This is a genomic window from Verrucomicrobiota bacterium (genome assembly GCA_016871535.1).
GTDB lineage: Bacteria > Verrucomicrobiota > Verrucomicrobiia > Limisphaerales > SIBE01 > VHCZ01.
Genome location: VHCZ01000107.1, coordinates 1 through 19,052, shown reverse-complemented (window position 1 = coordinate 19,052; position 19,052 = coordinate 1). Strand labels below are relative to the sequence as shown.

At 59.8% G+C, this 19,052-nt stretch carries 14 protein-coding genes and 2 pseudogenes; 6 read left to right on the top strand and 10 right to left on the bottom strand.

The window, feature by feature from the left end; genetic code table 11:
• Window positions 1-167: 167 nt before the first annotated feature.
• Window positions 168-479, bottom strand: a complete 312-nt coding sequence (locus tag FJ398_14890) for a hypothetical protein (GenBank protein MBM3839221.1) — start codon at window positions 477-479, stop codon at window positions 168-170.
• A gap of 150 nt (window positions 480-629) precedes the next feature.
• Here FJ398_14890 and FJ398_14885 point away from each other — a divergent pair.
• Window positions 630-1,203, top strand: a pseudogene (locus tag FJ398_14885) (winged helix-turn-helix transcriptional regulator).
• A gap of 261 nt (window positions 1,204-1,464) precedes the next feature.
• On the opposite strand, the gene glgA reads toward FJ398_14885, so the two are convergent.
• From glgA to FJ398_14860, 5 genes and pseudogenes are all read right to left on the bottom strand, one after another.
• Window positions 1,465-2,688, bottom strand: coding sequence for a glycogen synthase (gene glgA / locus FJ398_14880; protein ID MBM3839220.1), 1,224 nt, complete (start codon window positions 2,686-2,688; stop codon window positions 1,465-1,467).
• Between the two features lie 273 nt (window positions 2,689-2,961).
• Entirely contained in the window at window positions 2,962-4,353 is a 1,392-nt protein-coding gene (locus FJ398_14875) for a hypothetical protein (GenBank protein MBM3839219.1), read from the bottom strand.
• A gap of 321 nt (window positions 4,354-4,674) precedes the next feature.
• Complete coding sequence (locus tag FJ398_14870) at window positions 4,675-5,844, bottom strand: VCBS repeat-containing protein (GenBank protein ID MBM3839218.1); 1,170 nt, start codon at window positions 5,842-5,844, stop codon at window positions 4,675-4,677.
• Window positions 5,845-5,986: 142 nt separating this feature from the next.
• Window positions 5,987-7,444, bottom strand: coding sequence for a DUF1501 domain-containing protein (locus tag FJ398_14865; GenBank protein MBM3839217.1), 1,458 nt, complete (start codon window positions 7,442-7,444; stop codon window positions 5,987-5,989).
• Window positions 7,445-8,975: 1,531 nt separating this feature from the next.
• Window positions 8,976-10,364, bottom strand: a pseudogene (locus tag FJ398_14860) (DUF1549 domain-containing protein).
• A 251-nt stretch (window positions 10,365-10,615) separates the two neighbouring features.
• Between FJ398_14860 and FJ398_14855 the strand changes: the two are divergent.
• Both FJ398_14855 and FJ398_14850 read left to right on the top strand, forming a co-directional pair.
• Window positions 10,616-10,816, top strand: coding sequence for a hypothetical protein (locus tag FJ398_14855; protein ID MBM3839216.1), 201 nt, complete (start codon window positions 10,616-10,618; stop codon window positions 10,814-10,816).
• Complete coding sequence (locus tag FJ398_14850) at window positions 10,813-11,298, top strand: type II toxin-antitoxin system VapC family toxin (protein ID MBM3839215.1); 486 nt, start codon at window positions 10,813-10,815, stop codon at window positions 11,296-11,298. The genes FJ398_14855 and FJ398_14850 overlap by 4 nt, the downstream gene beginning before the upstream one ends.
• A 9-nt stretch (window positions 11,299-11,307) precedes the next feature.
• Here the strand turns inward: FJ398_14850 and FJ398_14845 are convergent, their stop codons facing one another.
• From FJ398_14845 to aroC, 3 genes are all read right to left on the bottom strand, one after another.
• Window positions 11,308-12,705, bottom strand: a complete 1,398-nt coding sequence (locus tag FJ398_14845) for a VCBS repeat-containing protein (GenBank protein MBM3839214.1) — start codon at window positions 12,703-12,705, stop codon at window positions 11,308-11,310.
• Window positions 12,706-12,975: 270 nt separating this feature from the next.
• The gene (locus FJ398_14840; protein ID MBM3839213.1) at window positions 12,976-14,262 is read right to left on the bottom strand and encodes an L-rhamnonate dehydratase; all 1,287 of its coding nucleotides are present in this window, start codon (window positions 14,260-14,262) and stop codon (window positions 12,976-12,978) included.
• Window positions 14,263-14,359: 97 nt separating this feature from the next.
• On the bottom strand, window positions 14,360-15,442 hold the full coding sequence (aroC, locus tag FJ398_14835) for a chorismate synthase (GenBank protein MBM3839212.1): 1,083 nt from the start codon (window positions 15,440-15,442) through the stop codon (window positions 14,360-14,362).
• 98 nt (window positions 15,443-15,540) lie between these two features.
• Here aroC and FJ398_14830 point away from each other — a divergent pair, with 98 nt between their 5' ends.
• The 3 genes from FJ398_14830 to trpS all read left to right on the top strand — a co-directional run bounded on the left by FJ398_14830 (window position 15,541) and on the right by trpS (window position 17,932).
• Window positions 15,541-15,942, top strand: a complete 402-nt coding sequence (locus FJ398_14830; GenBank protein MBM3839211.1) for a hypothetical protein — start codon at window positions 15,541-15,543, stop codon at window positions 15,940-15,942.
• Entirely contained in the window at window positions 15,939-16,643 is a 705-nt protein-coding gene (locus FJ398_14825) for a YdcF family protein (GenBank protein MBM3839210.1), read from the top strand. Before FJ398_14830 ends, FJ398_14825 begins: the two co-directional genes overlap by 4 nt.
• Before the next feature lie 323 nt (window positions 16,644-16,966).
• Window positions 16,967-17,932, top strand: coding sequence for a tryptophan--tRNA ligase (gene trpS / locus FJ398_14820; GenBank protein ID MBM3839209.1), 966 nt, complete (start codon window positions 16,967-16,969; stop codon window positions 17,930-17,932).
• 36 nt (window positions 17,933-17,968) lie between these two features.
• Here the strand turns inward: trpS and FJ398_14815 are convergent, their stop codons facing one another.
• A complete protein-coding gene (locus FJ398_14815; GenBank protein ID MBM3839208.1) occupies window positions 17,969-18,838 on the bottom strand; it encodes a VCBS repeat-containing protein in 870 nt (289 codons plus the stop codon).
• Between the last annotated feature and the right edge of the window lie 214 nt (window positions 18,839-19,052).

Genomic DNA, 19,052 nt, shown 5'->3' with positions numbered 1-19,052 from the left:
CTTTTGTCCGTGGCCTGCGTTGGCTCGGTCCTTACAGCCCGCGTTGGGGATGCTCGGACCTCGCCGCCTTGGCCACAGCCAAAATCCCTCGCCGCAGGACCCCGCGCAATTTTCGGACACGCTCTAAGGGCGGCAGTTCTTTTTCGCCAGACTTCGTTGCTTGCTCCTTACAGATCCACTTCGGGATATGCTCGTCGCTCGCGCCTCGTCTGGCCGAAAAATCCCTTGCCGCGAACGTGAGCGTATTTATGAAATGGACCACTTAGAGAGAGGAAGATCGCGAAACAATAGCCCATGGTCGCCAGCGCTCCCAACCAGAGCCCGAGGAAAGCCAGCGTTTCCCAGGCGCCGCCGCGAAGGTTATGCGGGAGCACATGGTTCTGCGCTGGCGCGGCTGCTTTCGTGGGACGGTCGATTTCGAACTGCGCCGGCTTGCGGCAGACGGCGATCGTTTCGTCGAACACACTGGTCATTTTCATAACCGAACGATGCGACAGAAGGGAAAGGATGAACAGATGGAGCAGAAAAAAATTTCCACCGGAACAGTTGCGCCGAGTCGGAAACTGTACCGGTCAATTGTTCGTTCTGGTGTAACTGTTGCAAACACGACCGCAGCGTAGGATTCCCCCATGGCTACCGAAAGCCTCATCGCACATTTGGCGCCGCATCCTGAAGCTTACGACAAACTTTACAAACAACTCGCGCTGCGGATCGGCGAATTGATCGAGCATGGGACGCTGCGTCCGGGCGAGAGGATTCCCTCTGTGCGCCAGCTTAGCCGTCAGGAGGATTTGAGCATCGCCACTGTGACGCAAGCCTACCGCGTCCTGGAAAATCGAGGCCTGATTGAAAGCCCGCCCGCAGTCCGGCTATTACGTTCGCCCGCGTCTTTGGTCGCAACCGCCCGAACCCGCGAAGTCGCAACCCGCGGCGCACGCCACGCGTGTCAGCGTGAACGATCTCGTGATGGAAGTCCTACAAACCAACCACGACCCGAGCCTGATCGGACCGAAGCGATTGCGAAATATTTTCCGGCCGGCACGAAAGTCACCCGACCGACCGGCGGTTACGTGTTGTGGGTGGAACTGCCGCCGTGGGTCGATTCGCTCGAGTTGTTCCAGCGCGCCCTGGCGGAGAGAATCGGCATTGCGCCCGGACCGATTTTTTCGCCGAAGCAGAAGTATCGGAATTGCATTCGCTTGAGCTGCGGCAGCCCGTGGTCCGAGGCGATGGAGAAAGCGTTGTGCCGTTTAGGCCAGATCATCGCCGAGATGGGCAACCAGGGAAGGCAGGCTAACCCCATCCGCATCGCCAGCAGCGTCGCCATGCCGCATCGAAGTTGTTGAAGCGTTAAAGCGTTACATCGTTACAAAGCTAAATCGTCGGTCGGTTCGGTGGCTGGCTGAGAAAACACCGCTGCCCCTCAACAATGTGGAGGGATGGCCGCGCCCCACGTTTTACGTTTTACGCCCCACGCCTCAGTTCGCTGTAGAAATCCATCGTCTTCCGCGCAATGCTGGTCCAGCTAAAGGACTGCTCCACCCGCTGGCGGGCTTTGAGTCCCATGGCCCGAATTTTGTCCGGCGATTCCAAAAGCGAGTTGACGGCGGAGGCGAGGTCGCGGGCGAATTGTTCCGGGTGCGACGGTTCGACATCGGTCGGACTGCTGGCTTCGGGCGTCACGAGCAAGCCGGTCTCCCCGTGCTCCACGACTTCCGGAATTCCACCAACGGCGGAAGCCACCACAGGCGTTTCGCACGCCATGGCTTCCAGATTAATGATTCCGAACGGCTCATAAACCGACGGGCACACGAAGATCGTGGCATGCGTGTAGAGGTGGATGACCTTGTCCTTGGGCAGCATTTCCGCGATCCAAATGATTCTGTTTCCGGTTTCATGCCGTGCGCGCTCGACTTTCTCGGCCATTTCTTTCCCGATCTCCTTCGTGTCGGGCGCGCCGGCGCAGAGCACGACTTGAACCCCAGGACGGAGATACTTGATGGCGTTGACCAGATGGATAATCCCTTTTTGCCGCGTGATCCGGCCTACGAACAAAAGGTACGGTGTCGCCGGATCGATGCCCTGCGCGCGGAGCGTTTCGGCGTTCGGCGTGGGCCGATACTGGTTGAGATCGATTCCATTGTGGATCACGCGGATTTTTTCGGACGGCACTCTATAGAGTTCGTGCACGTTTTTTTTCATGGAATGCGACACCGCGACCACCCCGTCGGCGTTCTGATAGGCCGTGCGCTCGATCCAGCTCGAGGCGTTGTACGCCGTGCCGAGCTGCTCGACTTTCCACGGTCGATGCGGCTCCAGCGAATGCGTTGTGAGTACCAACTTGGCTCCGGAGAGCTGTTTGACCAGGCAGCCGGCAAAATGGCTGTACCACGTGTGGCAATGGACGATATCGACGTCCTTCGCCAGCCCGGCCATCGCGATGTCCCGGAGAATCGTGTCGAGAAATTTTTCATGCCGCGGATCGTGCGCGGAGAGTTTCAGCTTCGGTTGCACACCTTCCACCGAAAGATTGCCGCGCTGCTCGTGCTGGTCGCCAAAGCAAAAGATCTGGACGGTGTGCGCGCGATCATCCAGCGCGGCCAGCTCGCGCGTCAAATACTCGACATGCACGCCGGCGCCGCCATAGACGTAGGGAGGGTACTCGTTGGTCAGAATCGCAATCTTCATGGGTCAGCGAGGAAAGTTGTGCCGACGGCTTTTCCCATGACGCGGCGCTCCCGTGCAAGCCGTAAATCTGGCGTGCTTGGAATTGGGGAATTAGTGGACGGATGGGGAGCGCACGCGCCTCGCGTGCTGGAGTCGGCGCCCTCGCCGCCCCATTCAATCGAACTGGACCGTCCCACTCAGTGCCATGGTTTCAATGACGCTCCGACTGGCGAGACGCCAGTCGGGACAGGCGAGGGCGCGTGTGCTCCCCAGTTCCAACTGAATTGTTCCGGCTTAGGGTCTGTGCAAAAATAACTTCCGGTTTTGGCGGGAGCGCCGCCTGGCCGGAGGAACACGGCGCGGCGGATCTCCGGCCCCACCTTGGATCATGGGCTCCGACGACGCCATCAGCGCGTGAGTGAGGCCGCGGCTGAGTTCGTCGGATTCGAGATGTCCGTCTCGGTTCGTGTCCCATTCTCCAAACTGGCGATCGAAGACGGCTTCCCATTCGGCCGTTGAAAGCAGGGCGTTGCGGTCGAGATCAAAGCGGCGCAGCCACTGCGGACCGATGAAGTCCTGCGGGCCACGCGGCCTGGTGCGGGCCCCCATCGCGAAAGCCAGCGGGGGCGGACCGGAGGCCGGGGCCAGGCCGGCAACGACCTCGGGCAGACTCAGCGTGCCGCTATGGTCGGTGTCCCATTGCCGAAAACGCTGCCGAACCGCTTCTTTGAACGCATGGCCGGACAACTTCTCTTCCGGCTTCGCGCCGGCGTCTCGGAAAAACTCCTTCGCGAGCTCGCCGCCCGGGCCGGGAAAACGAATTCCGGCGAAGACGGCCGAGCGCCCCTCCAACTGCGCGGCAATCGATTCCCCTCGTGCTTTGAGCCATTTGATCAGCGGAAGCTGGACCCCTTGGATTGTCCGCGTGGCAAATTGCACGGCGGTTCCGGGCTGGCCGATCACTCGCACCATCTGATTGACCGGCGGAGGAATGTTCGCGCCGCTGCCAAGAACTGCATTTTCAAATTGCGCGAGGCTTTGCCGTGATTCGAGCGCGATGGGTTCGCGAACCGCGGTGCGCAGCCTATCGACCTGTTCGAGGAGGCGGTCTTCCCGGAACGCCACGCGCAGGATGTCGCGCAGATGTTCCGTGTAAATCCTGAACCATTGTTCGTCTTTCAGAATCCATTCGATCATTCCGTTGTGGGTCGGTGAAGGATGGCGAATGCTCAATTCGATTCCTTGCTGGCCGGAGGACGAACCCAAAGAGAGGTTCAGATCCCAGGGAATCCACACGATCGTTTTGGGAGGCGCCGGCTGGAACAGATAAAAATTGTGGCCCATGCTCAAGGCGCTATCCAGGTCCGCGATGGCCACGGTGACGGCCAGGAAACGGAGGAATTGGTTCACGTCCATGAATTCGTCCACCAGGCTGCGGAACGTTTCCTCGTCGGTGAGGGTCGCCGCTTTGATGAATTGAATGAATCGACTGGCCTCTTCCGAAGTCGGCTCGTTCTTCGCTTCGTACGGTTTCTCGTAAGCGGACCAATCTTCGCCCAGGTAACGGAGGCCGGGCGCGATCTCCGGCTTGAGCAGAAGACCTTTTTGACACTCCAGGCCAGAGTCTGTTCGCGAAAGATCGGGGTAGGGAGAGCGGTTTGCCGCTCCCCCCTCCCGCCAAACCAAACAGGCGGTTTTCCCGCATCCGGCTTTCCAGTCGGTAGGGTTTCATCGAGGTTGACGTCTCGTGGCGTAGGCTGGTGCCATAGTGTCCAGCCCCGTTCCGTAAAGTACGCAATCGGCCGGAGTCGATTGGCTTGCCGCCAGGCGATCCCGCGTTTCTTACACCGTTTAGAAGGGTTCTCGGTCTCACCACCCTAGGCCTAGGTGATGCCGAACGGCATCCCGCGCAGCCAGAGCGCCAGCACGCCGCCCGTCACGGCGAGGGGGATCCCCGAATAGACAATCGCCGCCTGTCGCAGCGAAAACTCAAAGATGCGGTCAATCTTATCGGCGCGGATTCTCGTACCAGGCGACGTTGTTGCTGGCGCGACCGGCGATCACCAGATCCAGGTCCCCGTCCTGGTCCATGTCAAACGCGCGGATGTCGTAAGCCTCCTGGTCGTTGGCGACGAGATGATTCGTGAACTTTCCCTTTCCATCGTTTTCGAACCACCAGGCTTGCTTGTCGCCGTAAGCGCAGGTGGCCGCATCGAGATCCCCATCGCCATCCAGGTCGAGAACGATGAGAGAATGGGGTTCTTTCAGGGTCGGATGAATGGGGTGTTCTCGCCACGAAGGAGCTTCAAACCAGACCACGCCGTTGCCGTGCCCGCGGCTGGCAATGAAATCGGCTTTCCCATCCTGGTTGACATCACCCGGATGAATGTTGGTCGCGCCCATTTGCTTCTCGGCGATGACGTGTTTCTTCCAGGCTTTGGCCGGGTCTTCAGGCGCTTCCCACCAGGCAAAGTAGTTGCCGACGGGAGACGGGCTTCCTTTGGCTCCAGTCGCGGCATCCGGGCGGCCGTCTCCGTTGACATCGCCGAAACCCAGGTAGTGGCTGAGGCCGGGAGCGTCTTGGTCGGCGAATACGTGAGGCTCCCAGTTTAAGGCGGTGCGCGGATTTTTTGGCACGGCCAGCCAGAGGAGCGATTCCGGGAATGGCGTGTCTTTGGGTTGCGCGCTGTTTGCGATCAAATCAATCCGCCCATCGCGGTTGACATCGCCCTTCAACAGGCCATGGATGCCGTTGAGCGCTTTGCTGGCGGTGCGCAACGGCCAGGGATCGGTAAGCGGATGATCCGGTTGTTCGAGCCAGATAATCAAACCCGGTTGGTAACGCGCGCCGATGAAATCCAGATCGCCGTCTCCGTCCACGTCGAAAGTCTCGGAATGAATGAAATCGTGGCCGGGAGTTGCATCGAGCACGATTTCCTTCCAGGTGGGTCCTACAAAAAGCCGCGTCCTGTTCCCGCTATTCGCGATGACATCGGGTTTCCTGTCTTTCGTGAAATCTCCGGCGACCGCAGTCATGCACGGAAAACCTTGATGGACGACATGCTTCTTCCAAAGGGGTTCGGCGGCTTCCGGGCGCGGGAGCAAAAGCGGAAAGAAAACGGCGGTTGCGAGGGCAAGGCGGTTGTGGGCGCGGCCAATGAGCGTCTGGGTGAACATGAACGCGACTTAAACGCACCCACGGAGTGGCGTCAATCCAGAGATGGCCAATAAACTGAACCGGGTTCACCGGCAAGGCGACCGATTGTTCCCAATTGGATCTGCGTTTCTCGGCGTCCCTCTGCGGTTTCTCTCTTCGCGGTTACGCCATGATCTCGCGGATTGGCTTTCCGTGGTCGATTTCCAGACGCTTGCGTCCGGGAACCTCAAGCTTGCGCGAATCGAGACCGAGTTGGCGCAGAATCGTCGCGTGGATATCGGTGACATAATGCCGGTTCTCAACGGCGTGAAAACCGATCTCGTCGGTGGCGCCGTGTGTCACGCCGCCTTTCAGTCCGCCCCCGGCCATCCAGACGCTGAATCCGAAGATGTGATGATCGCGGCCATCGGAACCTTGCGAACCGGGCGTCCGGCCAAACTCCGTCGCGAACACGACCAGCGTTTCGTCAAGCAGTCCGCGCGCGTCGAGATCCTGGAGTAACGCCCCGATCGGTTGATCCACTGCGAGCGCGAGCTTCGAGTGATTGGCCTTGAGACCGCTGTGCGCATCCCAGGCTCCCGCGCCGCCGCCGCCATGCTGAATCTGAATGAATCGCACGCCGCGTTCCACCAAACGCCGGGCGGCGAGAAGCTGCGAACCGAACTCACGGCAGTGCGGCAAATCGAGACCGTAAAGCGTCTTCGTCTCTTCCGATTCTTTGGTGTAATCCAAAACGTCGGGCACCGAGTGCTGCATGCGGAAGGCGAGTTCATAGGAAGCGACGCGCGCGGCGAGAGCGGGATCGTTCGGATACTCGACACCGCGCAAGGCGTTCAGTTCGCGCACCAAATCGCGGCCTATGCTCTGCGCTTCAGCAGAAAAGGGCCGTTCGGGCTGGCCAAAGTCGAGCGGGTTCTTGGGATCGATGCGCAGCGGGACGGCGTCGTGCGCCGGGCCGAGATAGAACCCGTCCTTCTTGTTCCAATATTCGCGCGTGCCGATGGAAATGAACTGCGGCAAGTTGTCATTGAGCGAGCCTAGACCGTAGTGAACCCACGCCCCAAGCGTGGGAAACTCACCGTCGAGCATGTTGCGGCCGGAATGAAATTGCGTCTGTGCGCCGTGATTGCTGTCCGTCGTCCACATCGAGCGAACAATCGCCAGGCGATCCACCTGGCGCGCGATGTGCGGGAACCAGTCGCTCACTTCGATGCCGCTCTGGCCGTGTTTCTTAAAGCCGACTTGCAGCGGATAAAGCGTGTTGCGCTGATTGCCGTTGGCGTCGGGAACGACGAGCCGTTCGATGGCGAGCTTCTGGGGATTCTGCGCGTCGGCGAAGGGCGTTTCGGCAATGGTTTTGCCGCCGTACCTCGTGAGCATTGGCTTCGGATCGAAACTCTCCACGTGACTGACGCCGCCGTTCATGAACAGCCAGATGACACTTTTCGCCTGGGGCGTGAAGTGCGGGAGTCCGGTCGGTGGCGGCCACGCCGCGCCGTTTCCAAAGGCCTCGCGGTGCAGCATCGCTCCGAGCGCCAGCCCGGTAAATCCCATGCCGAGGTCGGCGAGGAAGACTCGGCGGTTGATCGGGCGGCAGCGAGGATGGAGGCAGTTGCTCATAGTTGTTTCAACGCAGGGTCACGAAGTCATGGTGATTGAGAAGCGCCCAAACCAGGCGCGAACGCGCGGTCTCATGCGCGCGGGAGGAATTCGGTTCAAGCTCGCGCCATTTCGCCAATGCGTTTCGGCTCAGGGCGACTTCGGCATCGGAAGCGACAAGGGAGAGCATTTCCAAAAACGCTCGGCGCACGAAGGCGGCATCGTCTGCCAGGATCGGGCCGGATTCCCGGTCGTGAGACAGACGCGCGGCGATGTGGGTGGCGGCATCCAACACGAGTTTGCTGTTCGTCAGCGCCAAGGCCTGTTGCGGCACGATGCTTTGATCACGGCGGTAACATTCCTTGACGCCCGCGCCATCGAAGGTTGTGAGGAACAGATTGCGCTCATTGTTCGAGTGGAAGAAGTACAGGCTTCGACGTTTCGAGTTTTCCTGACTCGCCGCGCTCACGGGCGGGCCGCCGATGCCCGAATCGAGGGTTCCGGCAAGCGAGAGGATCGAGTCGCGCACCACTTCCGCTTCGAGGCGGATGGGATTGCGCCGCCAAAGGTACACATTCTCCGGGTCCCTTGCGGCGTTGGACTCGCTTCCGGCGAGCGACGAAGACATACGGTAGGCGGCAGACGTAACGATCAGGCGATGCAGATGTTTCATGCTCCAGCCGCTCTCGATCAATTCGGCAGCGAGCCAATCGAGCAGTTCGGGATGCGCCGGAGCCGCGCCTTTGCGACCGAAATCAAAGATCGTGGAGACCAGCGGCGTGCCGAAATGCCGCGTCCAAATATGATTGACCGCCACGCGCGCCGTGAGCGGGTGCCGCCGGTCGGTGATCCACTCCGCGAGCGCCTTTCGGCGTCCGCTGCTCTCGGCCGCGAATTTCACGATCGGATCGTCCGCCGTCGAGTTAAGAAAGCGTGTGGGCGTCCATTGCGCGCCGGCCAATTGGGTGTATTGATCTTCAGGTTTGACGGGAGCCTCGGCGGTTTTGATGGCTTTGGTAACCGCTTCCCGGGCTTGCTTGATCTCTTTCTCAATGGACTCCTTCTTGTCTTCGGCGGCCTTCTGCAAGCGGCGCTCGGCTTCGGCCAGTGTCAGCCGGGCTTTGGCGGTGGACGCTTCTCGCTCAGCTTTCAGCGCCGCGATCCTCTTTTCATGCTCGACGGCCGCAAACTCGGCGTCATCCTGCTTGCGAGCAGTTCGGACCCATGAAGCCTGCATTGCCTCGGCTCGGCGCTCCAGGCTGGCGAGATCCGCTTTCGCGAACGCCAGAGTGGACTCGGCGACGTGCAACGCGCCTCGCGCTTCCTCAACAGCCATCCGGGCCCGGTCGCGCGTCAAAGTAGCTGAACTCGGGGTCTGACTTGCGGCCAACGCCGCAGAGCCGGTTCGGAGATCTGGGTCAGAGATCCTGTTGGCCGGTTCGAGTGGCGTCGAGCGGCTCCGATCACGGGGCGAGGACGCCTCGGGAACCGGCAGGCTGGAAGCCATCCCTACAATGGGGGCGAGCAGGTCCGCTTCTTGTCGAAGTGCGCCAGCCAAGGTCTGTTTCAATCTGGGAATCGGCTCTTGCGCCGCTTGCAGTTTCTTTCGGGCCGGAGCCAGATACGTCTCCATCACCCAAGCCCGGCGTTCCGGCTGGTAGGCTTCAACCGGCAACGACACGGGCTGCACCTTGAACTCCCTGAAAGCGAGCAGTCCGGGCACTCCCGGAGCGATGACCGCGGATTTATCGGGCTGAGTCTCTTGACCGCGAATAAAACGATACGTGGGCGCGTTGAGCAGGCCGTCGAAGATTCGCGGGATGCCATCCTTCGTCAGATCTGCTTCACCGGGCAGCACGTCGAGCCGGACATGATAAGGCTCGAAGAATGCGCGCATCCGGTAGAAGTCGGTCTGGGAAATGGGATCGTATTTGTGGTCGTGGCATTTCGCGCAGTTCATCGTTAGTCCGAGCAGACTCTTGCTGACGTGCTCCACGGTTTCTTCGAGCCACTGATTGCGGTTGAAGAGAAAGTAATTTCGCGCGAGGAAACCGGTGGCGCGGAGTTTGCCGAGGTCGTTCGGGTGGAGCTCATCGGCGGCCAGCATCCACCTCACCATCTCGTCGTAGGGCGTGTCGGAGTTGAGCGACTCGATGATCCAGTCCCGCCAATGCCAGATGTGCTTCTGACTGTTGCGGAGTTGGTCCCCAAGGCCCCACCAATCGCTGTAGCGCCAGATGTCCATCCAATGACGCGCCCAACGTTCGCCATGGCGTGGGTCATGGAGCAAGCGTTGGGCGGTATCTTCATACCAACGGCTCGGAGGACCCTGACTTGCGGCCGCGATTTCTTCCGCGGCGGGTGGCAGCCCGATGAGGTCCAGGTAGAGCCTTCGCAGCAACACCTCGCGCGGCGCTTCAACCTGCGGTCTGAGGCCGCGCCGCGCGTGTTGCTGCGCGATGAAGGCGTCGATGGGATTTCTCACCCACGCCGGATTGCTATCGACCGGCGCCGGAGGGCGGACGCAGGGACGAAAAGCCCAATGGTCTTTTGGGTCGGCTTCCCCTTCTTCATGGTTCGGCGCCGGCGCACCGGCGGCAATCCAGTCGCTGAGCAGCTTCACTTGCGCAGGCGATAACGGTTCGCCTTCGTGCTCGGGCGGCATGCGGTCATCGAGATGGGTCGCAGTGACGCGTTGGATGAGGAGGCTTTGACGTGGATCACCGCGCAGAATCACCGGCCCGTCGGCGCCTCCTTTCAGCATCGACGCCACGGTGTCGAGCCGTAACGCCTTCTTTTGTTTGAGCGCTCCGTGGCAGGCGTAACACCGCTCCTGAAGAAGAGGTTTGACCTCTCGGAGATAGTCCACCGCGGCCGCAGGCAACCTCGCTGGTGAAGCGACCAGAAGAAAAGAGACAATCAGCAGCCAGGCGCGTGTCATCGGAGTGCAAAATTACCATACAGGGCGAAATATTGACACCACAGACAACGGCCACAACGGCTACCAGGAAATACCAGGCCGTCGATGCTCAGCCGATCCTATTTCGCGGCAACCGACCCTCTCACCCTTCCCTCCCGAGCCGGTTTGGGGCAATTCCAAGGGGTCAAGGGCCGCGTGCCCGGCACCGGGGCCAGGGTGCTTTCCACGGGAACACGAATTGACACGGAGACACCGTGTGGTACAAGACGCGTATGACTGAAACTGTCACCGTCCGATTGACGCGTCCCAAATCCGAGTTGCTCAAAAAGTCTGGAGGCAACCTGAATCGCTGGATCAATGGGCTGATCGATCAGGCTTTGGACCAGCCCGCACCCGATTGGGACGCGCATTTCCGCCGGCCGCGGCGTAAGTTTCGTTACACGGCTGACGAAGTCCGGCGCGCTGGCCGATGAACTTTGCCGACACGAATTGGCTGGAGGCGCTCTACTTCGAGTCTCCGGAACCCGAGCAGCAAGCGCGCGAAGCGACCGCCCAACGGTTCATGCGAAGGCAGGGCGGGCAACTGGCCATCTCCCACATCGTTTATTTGGAGGCGCGAAACGTTTTTTCCAGGACGGCCAAGGAACCCGATCCGGAAGAATGGCGCCGGTTCCTGGCCGATTTCAATCGCCTGATTTACCTGGACCCGATGAACTGGGATTTTCTCCGGCGCGATGCCTTTGAATTGTTCGCGCGCTATTCGCACCGCGCTGTGTTGGGCACATTCGACATCGCCATCCTTGCTTCAGCAAAGCTCTCCGGAGCAACCCGGTTGCTGTCCTTCGATCAGGCGCTCAAAGCGCTGGCCGTTGCGGAGGGTATGGAGATCTTTCCGTCTTTGAATTCTGAAGGCAAACAAATGCTGGGAAGACTCAAAGCGCGCGCCGCGGGTTAGACTTGGAGGCTATTTTGCCGGCTGCGGCTCGCGCGGCGGACCCGTGCGCTGGATGACTTCGTTCGGCTTCAACTCTTTGTCCCCAGCCGAAGAGAACTTCACCGGCGGCTGCGCTCGGGTCCATTCCTCGCGGGAAACCTTCCGTGTTTCGTGCCGGAAAACGAACGTCCCCTTTTTGTTGCCGATGATGAACTCGGGCCGGCCATCGCCGTTCACGTCCGCGACGCCGATTTGCCGGCCCACACCGGAATCGTTGTCGATCAGATGCGGCGCCCAATCCACCTGGCCGCCTGGGCCGCGGACGAGCCGGAACCAATAAAGCACTGCCGGCGCGCCCGGATCCGGATCGCCGGTCGGGCCGTGCGCCCAGAAGCATTTGCCGGTGACAATGTCCTTGAGGCCGTCGCCATCCACATCGACCAATTCCACCGCGTGAAGCTGGGAGAAGGCCACGCCGTAGCGATTTTCGCCTGGCTCCTTGTTCATGAAGACGTGCGCCTTGAATTGCGCGTGCCCGCCCGCGTCCTTCTCGCGGAGTTGTTCGTACCAACCGAGACCATACCCATGTGCCGCGAGGCTCGTGACCACGTCGTTCAAACCGTCGCCGTTGACGTCATAGGTGAACATCTGCGCGCCGCCGCCGGGGCTGAACGCCGCAGGATGGCGCATCCAGGGGGAAGCGGTCTCGCGTGAGCTCGGCTGTTCCCACCAACCGTCCTTGTAAAGAAAATCAAGCCGTCCATCGCCATTCACGTCGCCAATGCCCAGGCCGTGAGTGAAGCGTTGCCAGTTGCCTCCGCTGGAGATCGCGGTGAACGGCCACTTCGCGGTCACGTTGCGCCAGTCCGGCGACGCAAAACCGAAGTTGCCTCCGAAGTTGCAGACGATCTCAGGTTTCCCGTCGCCGGTCAGGTCGGCGAACGTGGGCGATTCATTGTCCACGGCATCGAGCACCGGATGCCGCTCCCAATGCCGAGCCTTGCCTTGCGGGTTGAGGTAGAGGTAAGCGGGAGTGCCGGGGAGTCCGTAGGTGAGCACGTCATTCCAGCCGTCGCCGTTGAAGTCGTAAACGAAGGAGAAAAAATTGTCGGTGGAATAGGCGTTCTTTTTGCCGAACACCCCTTCGAAGCCGGGGAGCGTTTCCTCCGCGCCGTCCTTCATCACCTTGAAAGTCGTCTTCGCCGGGTAAATCTCATGGCGCTTCGCAAAGTCCGGCCCTTCCCACCAGTACGGGCCGGAGATCGCGTCCGGCCGGCCATCGCGATTGAGGTCGCCGAAGTTCGCGCCTTCGCTCCAGTAATATTTCTCCAGATGAAGTTTTTTGAAAGAGTGGACGACGTAATCGGCCGCCGACGCCGTGATTGCCCCGGCACAAATGGACCAGGCGAGTGAGGGAAGAAGATTCATGGTCGCCTTTGTGGCAGACCCGAGAAAACAGGTCAAGGTCACGGGTCACGGATCAGCGATTCTCATTTTGCGGCTCTGGGAGTGCCGGCGTCCCCGCTGGCGTGTCAGGCTGCTGAAAGACAACAGGATTCGCCGGCAAGGATGTCGGCGCTCCCGGCAAAATGACGCGGATAAGGAACTCTCCCCGGTTTCCCGTCATCCGTGTAATCTGTGTGATCCGTGGTTAGCTTGCCTGGCGAACAGCCGCCTGTGACATCCACCGCGGCACGACTACACCTCCAGTTCCCATCCGAACCCCGGTCTGTCCGAAGGCCGCATGTAGATGCCTTCCGGGCCGCGCGTGATCTGGTTGTCTTCCTCGAATCGCCTGTAAACTTCCGGCGGACCACCGGGCGCCGGAAGGAACATTTCGCACCACGGACTGTTCGTCGTGGCAAAAATGAAATGCGGCGCGCCGCCTCGCCAGCCGCCGTGCGGAATGACCGGGATATCGTAAGCCGCAGCCAGCGCCGCGATGCGCCGCAATTCGGTCAACCCGCCGCACCAGTTCATGTCCGGCTGCCAGATGTCCGCCGCTTTGTATTCGAGCAGTTGGCGGAATCCGTAACGGGTGTACTCGTGCTCGCCGGTCGCCATGCGCGTCGAATCAATCGCCTCATTTAATCGCCTGAAGCCATCGTAGTCATCGGGCGGCAAACATTCCTCCATCCAATAGACGCGATACGGTTCGAGCATCTGGGCGAACTCGATCGTGTAACGCTCGGTCAGAGCCATCCAGCAATCGAGCATGATTTCGCCGTCCGGTCCGAGCAACTCCCGTGTGCGCCGGACCAGAGCGACGTTTTTCTTCATTCCGTCGCGGCCATCCGCCGGACCGTACGGCACGGCCAGCTTGATCTTTTTGTAGCCGAACTCGGCATGTTGCTCGATGTCATTGCCCGTGCAGTAAGCGGGGATTCGTTCCTTGGTCGCTCCCCCAAGGAGTTTGTAAACGGGCATCCCAAGCGCTTTGCCAATCACATCCCAAAGGGCGTTATCGACCGCGCTGATCGCGTGAACGACCAGCCCCTTGCGTCCGTAGTAAAGCGTCGAGCGCCACATGATGTCCCAAAGCCGCTCGACATCGAACGGGTCTTCGCCGAGCAGCAGTTTAGTAAGATGTTTCTCGATGACGAACGCCGCGCCCGGCCCGCCGTACCCGATCCCGGTCACGCCTTTGTCCGTGGTGATTTCGACCGCGTCCGGCCCCAGATCGCCCGCCATGAACAAACTCCGCTGGGCTTTGTATTTGGGGTAAATCGACATCGGATTGGCCACCTCGGAGCCGCCGGTGGACCATGAGCCCGGCGCGGGTTTGTAAGCAAGCAAGGGCCGCTTCGGACGCGGACGAACCATCCGGACGCCGGTGATCTTGAGTTTGCTGGCTTCGTCCTGAAAATTCAGCCGGGGCGGCGAAGGCAGCGGTTCGGCGCTTTCGGCGGGCCAGGAGAATCGGGATACAGCGGCAGCGCCGAGGGCGAAGCAGGAACCCGTCTGGATGAAGTTTCGTCGGTTCATAGGCAGGTTCGAAGTTTGCCACGAATTTCCCGGATTGTCGCGAATTCTCCTTCTCTCAACTTCTCTCAACTCTCAACCCAAACCCCTCTCAACTTCTTCAACTTCCACACTGTGCCTGATGCCGCAACGCGTGATCCACCAGCACCAGCGCCGTCATCGCTTCCACCATGGGAACCGCACGCGGCAACACGCACGGATCGTGTCGGCCTCGCGCCTTCAACGTCGTGTTCTTGAATTCGGCATCGACAGTTTCCTGTTCGTGCATGACCGTCGCCACCGGCTTGAACGCGACGCGGAAGTAAATCGTTTGGCCATTCGAGATCCCGCCTTGCACGCCGCCGGAGAAGTTCGTCTTTGTGATAACCTTGCCGCCTTGGGCGCGGAACGGATCGTTGTGCTGCGTCCCGGTCATCAAAATGCCGGCGAAACCCGAGCCGATGTCGAACCCTTTGGATGCGGGCAGGCTCAACATCGCTTTGCCCAAATCCGCTTCCAGCCGATCGAACACCGGTTCGCCCCAGCCTGGCGGCACGCCGCGCGCCACGCCTTCCACAATGCCTCCGACGCTGTCGCCTGCTTTCCGCATCTCCTCGATCAATTGGATCATTTGTTCTGCGACGGCCTGATCCGGACAGCGAACAATATTGGCTTCGACATCCTTTGTTTGGACACTTTCCGGATGGACCTCGGCGACGAGCCGCTGGACCTGTTTCACGTAAGCGAGAACTTCCACTCCGAAGCGTTGCCGCAAAATCTTCTTCGCGATGGCGCCCGCGGCAACGCGCCCAATCGTCTCGCGCGCGCTGGTGCGTCCGCCGCCGCGCCAATCGCGCGTCCCAAATTTCGCGAAGTAAGTGTAATCCGCGTGCGACGGGCGAAACTTGGCTTCCATCTCCGCGTACGCTTCGGGCCGCGCGTCTTCGTTCTTCACCCACAGACAAATCGGCGTGCCTAGCGTTTTGCCCTCGAAGACACCCGATAGAATCTCGACAAGATCGGCTTCCTTCCGGGGCGACACGATTTTGGATTGTCCGGGCCGGCGGCGGTCCAGGTCGGGTTGAATGTCCGCCACACTCAATTCGAGCCGCGGAGGACAACCGTCCACGATCACGCCAACGCCGCCTCCGTGAGATTCGCCCCAGGTGGTGATGCGGAACAGGTGGCCGAACGAATTCGCCATGCGCTGAGGTTGGGGGAAAAACGCCGACAGGTCAAACCGAGTTGCGTGTTGCGTGGCGCAATGCGTTGCGTTGCTAGCAATGAAGAACATCGATACACTTGGCTCCGGACATTCTCAAGGTTGCTCCAGAGCTGGATGAGAAGTTGAAATCAAGAAACAAGATGGGATTTCGTTTTAAGCAATTGCATTTGGGCGATATGGAGTTCGGCCTCGCAAAGGAGTTGGCCGTTTTCAGTTTGTCGCCTCAAGCACTTTCCGAGTTAAGAGGGATCAGATTCGAGCTGACGAAGGACGATCTCGACTACGTTTATGCGGCGCTGCTGGCGACCGAAGATGACCAGCAATTCGCCTTGCGATCCTATCTTCGAGGGCCACATTCTGACAAAACCGAACTGGTCGGAAACGAGTGTTCCATGCAGCCGCAGGCTGATCTGAAGAAATTTTTGGCAGCACTCCAAATTCCTGATGAGGTGATACTCTGGAGCATTGGCAAATCATGAACGTCTGGTCAACAGGCCGGACAACTCACGCGACTATGAAATTTGGCCTGATCCAACGCAAAGAGACCTGGTGTTTGACCTGGCGAGGATGGCTCGTCGGCATCCTGGCCATCGCGGCCCTTTTGTTTCTTGGCGTTCGATCCATCTTCCCTTTTCTTGCCACAAACCGGCCGATCAATGCTGACCTGCTCGTCGTGGAAGGCTGGGTGCCGGATTACGCGCTTGCGGAGTTGCGGACGGAGTTTGATCGGGGCGGGTACAAACTTCTCGTCGTCACTGGAAATCCCATGCTGAAGGGCGAAGCTTTGTCCGAGTACAAGAACTACGCCGACCTGACGCGGACGATCCTGCTCAAGAACGGCTGGCCGGAAGAGAAAGTCGTGCCGGTTCCGAGCGGCGAGGCCTTGAGAAACCGAACCTACACCGCCGCGCTGGCCTTGCGGGCTTGGCTGGCTAAGTCCGGGAACTCAGCCCGCTCCCTGAATGTGTTCACCCGCGGCCCGCACGCGCGAAGAACCTGGTTGCTCTATCAAATGGCGCTGCAAGGCAAGGCGGAGGTCGGTGTCATTGTCGGCACGGATTTGCGGTACGATGGAAAGCGCTGGTGGACCACGAGCGAAGGCGTGCGCGATGTCCTGGACGAAACCATCGCTTACCTCTACGCCCGCCTCCTCTTTCGCCCGGCGCAGGCCAGCGACTGATCAACAGCAGGACGCTTTCTTTGTTCTCTTCTGTAAGGGCTGCGAAGCCACTTTTTCGCACCACGGTCTGCGAGAAAGCCGTGTAGTGCTATCCACAAAAGTCTCAGCGGCTCGGGCAAGTTTTTTCCATTCAACCGATTTAACCCATTTAACGTTGTAACGATTTGGTTGCGGCGGCAGCGGCGCTGCGCTCTTTGCGCTCTCTCGCGGCTGAATTCCTCTCGGTTTTAAATTCGTGAAATTCGTGAAATTCGTGTCACGTGCTCCGAGGATTCCCATTTCCTCCTTTTCTGTTGCTGCAATTCCCGGTTACTTTCCGCGCCATGCGAATTTTATCGGGCATCCAACCGTCCGGCGCGCTGCATCTCGGAAATTATTTCGGGATGATGAAGCCGGCCATCGAGCTCCAGGAGCAGGGCGAGGCATATTACTTCATTGCCAATTACCACTCGATGACTTCGCTCTTCGACGCGGCGGAACGAAGGCGAAACACGCTCGACGTGGCGCTGGATTTTCTCGCCTGTGGGTTGGACCCGAAGAAGTCCGTCTTTTTCCGGCAATCCGATGTTCCCGAAGTCACGGAATTGACCTGGCTGCTCAGCACAGTGACGCCCATGGGCCTGCTCGAGCGATGCCACAGCTACAAAGACAAAATCGCCAAAGGCCTGAGTGCAAGCCACGGCCTCTTCTCGTATCCGGTGCTCATGGCGTCGGACATCTTGATTTACGACTCGAATGTGGTTCCGGTGGGCCGCGATCAAAAGCAGCACGTCGAAGTGACGCGTGACATCGCGATCAAGTTCAACGAGCAATACGGCACCACTTTCGTCATTCCGGAGCCTCGAATTCGGGACGAGGTCGCGGTGGTGCCGGGGACCGACGGCCAGAAGATGAGCAAAAGTTACGGGAACACGATTGAAATTTTTGGCGAGGAGAAAGCCCTCCGCAAGAAGATCATGAGCATCGTGATGGACAGCCGTCCTGTGACGGACCCGAAGCCGGACGCCGAGAAGAACGTGGCGATTCAATTGCTCAAACTCGTCGCGCCCGAATTTGTCGCCAAGGAGATTGAAGAACGTTTGCGCACGGGCGGCTTTGGCTACGGGGACTTGAAGAAGGCGCTGTTCGAGCACTATTGGAGTTTCTTCGCCGCGGCGCGCGCGCGCCGCTCGGAACTCCAGGCCAATCTGGATTACGTCAATCAGGTCTTGCGTGAAGGGGCCATTCGGGCAAGAGCCGTTGCTCAACAAGTCCTCCGCCGCGCTAAACTCGCCAGCGGCCTGGACTAGCATACCTCAGCGCGCGCAGGCTCCGGCTTATTCCATTTATCTTGGAGCACCAACCTGCCAATTTCCGCCGGCAGACGCGGGGTTCAGAGCGGCTGATCTTCTGAGGTTTATCCCGTCCATAATCCAGACCTTCAGACTTCCATCGATGCTATGCTGGAAAAGCAGATCGGGTTTGCCGTCCTCGTTCCGGTCCGCAGTGCTGACGACTCGAAGATTGGAATCGCCCGGATGGCCCGGATTGATTTTTACACCCGGACGCGCCACTACTCCGTCCAAGTACCAGGCAGCCAGACTTCCGTCCGAATGCTGAAAGATCAGGTCCGGTTGGCCGTCAGAATTAAGGTCATTCACTCCGACGACTCTCCAACTGGCTCCGCCGCTGCTCGGCTCCGTCAAAGCCCGGCGGGTGCGCCTAGTTCCGTCCATGAACCACACCTCGATGCGTCCGTCGGAGGATTGCAGCACAAGATCAGGCTTGAGGTCATTATCGAAGTCGGCGGCTGCAACAACTTTCCAAGCCGGACCTTCGGGACTGGGATCAAACAGCGCGATTTTCACCTGACGAGTACCATCCATAAACCACGCCGCCAGCGTTCCATCCGAGCGCTGGAAGACCAGATCCTCCTGTCCATCCTCGTTGAAGTCGCCGCTGGCAGCGAGGCGATAACTGAGGTCGCCCACGTTGCTCGGTTCCAGAAAACCCGCAGCCATCATGTCCAGGCCGTTCATCAGCCAGGCGGCGAGGGAGCCATCACTCGCTTGGAAGACCACATCGGCCATTCCGTCGCGGTTAAAATCACCACGAACCTCCATGCTCGGAGGTGGAGGCGGGATCACCGTCAGCGTGAAGCTGGTTTCGGCACTCAGTGGGCTCGGACTGGAGTCAGTTACCGTGAGCGTAATCATCGCGCTACCCGCTTGGCCCGGGGCCGGTGTAATGGCCACGGTTCGATTCGATCCGCTACCGCCGAGAACGATGTTGCTATCCGGAACCAACGCCTTTTTTGAGGACGAAGGCGAGACCGTCAGTGAGTCAGGAGTTTCTTTGTCCCCAATCGTGAACAGAATTTCGGCCGTGGTCCGACCGCTCAATGTGGATTGGTCGGCGACGCTGGAAATC

Bases quoted from the DNA above. Each gene is read 5' to 3' on its own strand.
- FJ398_14890 (MBM3839221.1), bottom strand. From the start codon at position 479: ATGAAAATGACCAGTGTGTTCGACGAAACGATCGCCGTCTGCCGCAAG.
- glgA (MBM3839220.1), bottom strand. From the start codon at position 2,688: ATGAAGATTGCGATTCTGACCAACGAGTACCCTCCCTACGTCTATGGC.
- FJ398_14870 (MBM3839218.1), bottom strand. From the start codon at position 5,844: ATGTTCACCCAGACGCTCATTGGCCGCGCCCACAACCGCCTTGCCCTC.
- FJ398_14865 (MBM3839217.1), bottom strand. From the start codon at position 7,444: ATGAGCAACTGCCTCCATCCTCGCTGCCGCCCGATCAACCGCCGAGTC.
- FJ398_14855 (MBM3839216.1), top strand. From the start codon at position 10,616: ATGACTGAAACTGTCACCGTCCGATTGACGCGTCCCAAATCCGAGTTG.
- FJ398_14850 (MBM3839215.1), top strand. From the start codon at position 10,813: ATGAACTTTGCCGACACGAATTGGCTGGAGGCGCTCTACTTCGAGTCT.
- FJ398_14845 (MBM3839214.1), bottom strand. From the start codon at position 12,705: ATGAATCTTCTTCCCTCACTCGCCTGGTCCATTTGTGCCGGGGCAATC.
- FJ398_14840 (MBM3839213.1), bottom strand. From the start codon at position 14,262: ATGAACCGACGAAACTTCATCCAGACGGGTTCCTGCTTCGCCCTCGGC.
- aroC (MBM3839212.1), bottom strand. From the start codon at position 15,442: ATGGCGAATTCGTTCGGCCACCTGTTCCGCATCACCACCTGGGGCGAA.
- FJ398_14825 (MBM3839210.1), top strand. From the start codon at position 15,939: ATGAACGTCTGGTCAACAGGCCGGACAACTCACGCGACTATGAAATTT.
- trpS (MBM3839209.1), top strand. From the start codon at position 16,967: ATGCGAATTTTATCGGGCATCCAACCGTCCGGCGCGCTGCATCTCGGA.
- FJ398_14815 (MBM3839208.1), bottom strand. From the start codon at position 18,838: ATGATTACGCTCACGGTAACTGACTCCAGTCCGAGCCCACTGAGTGCC.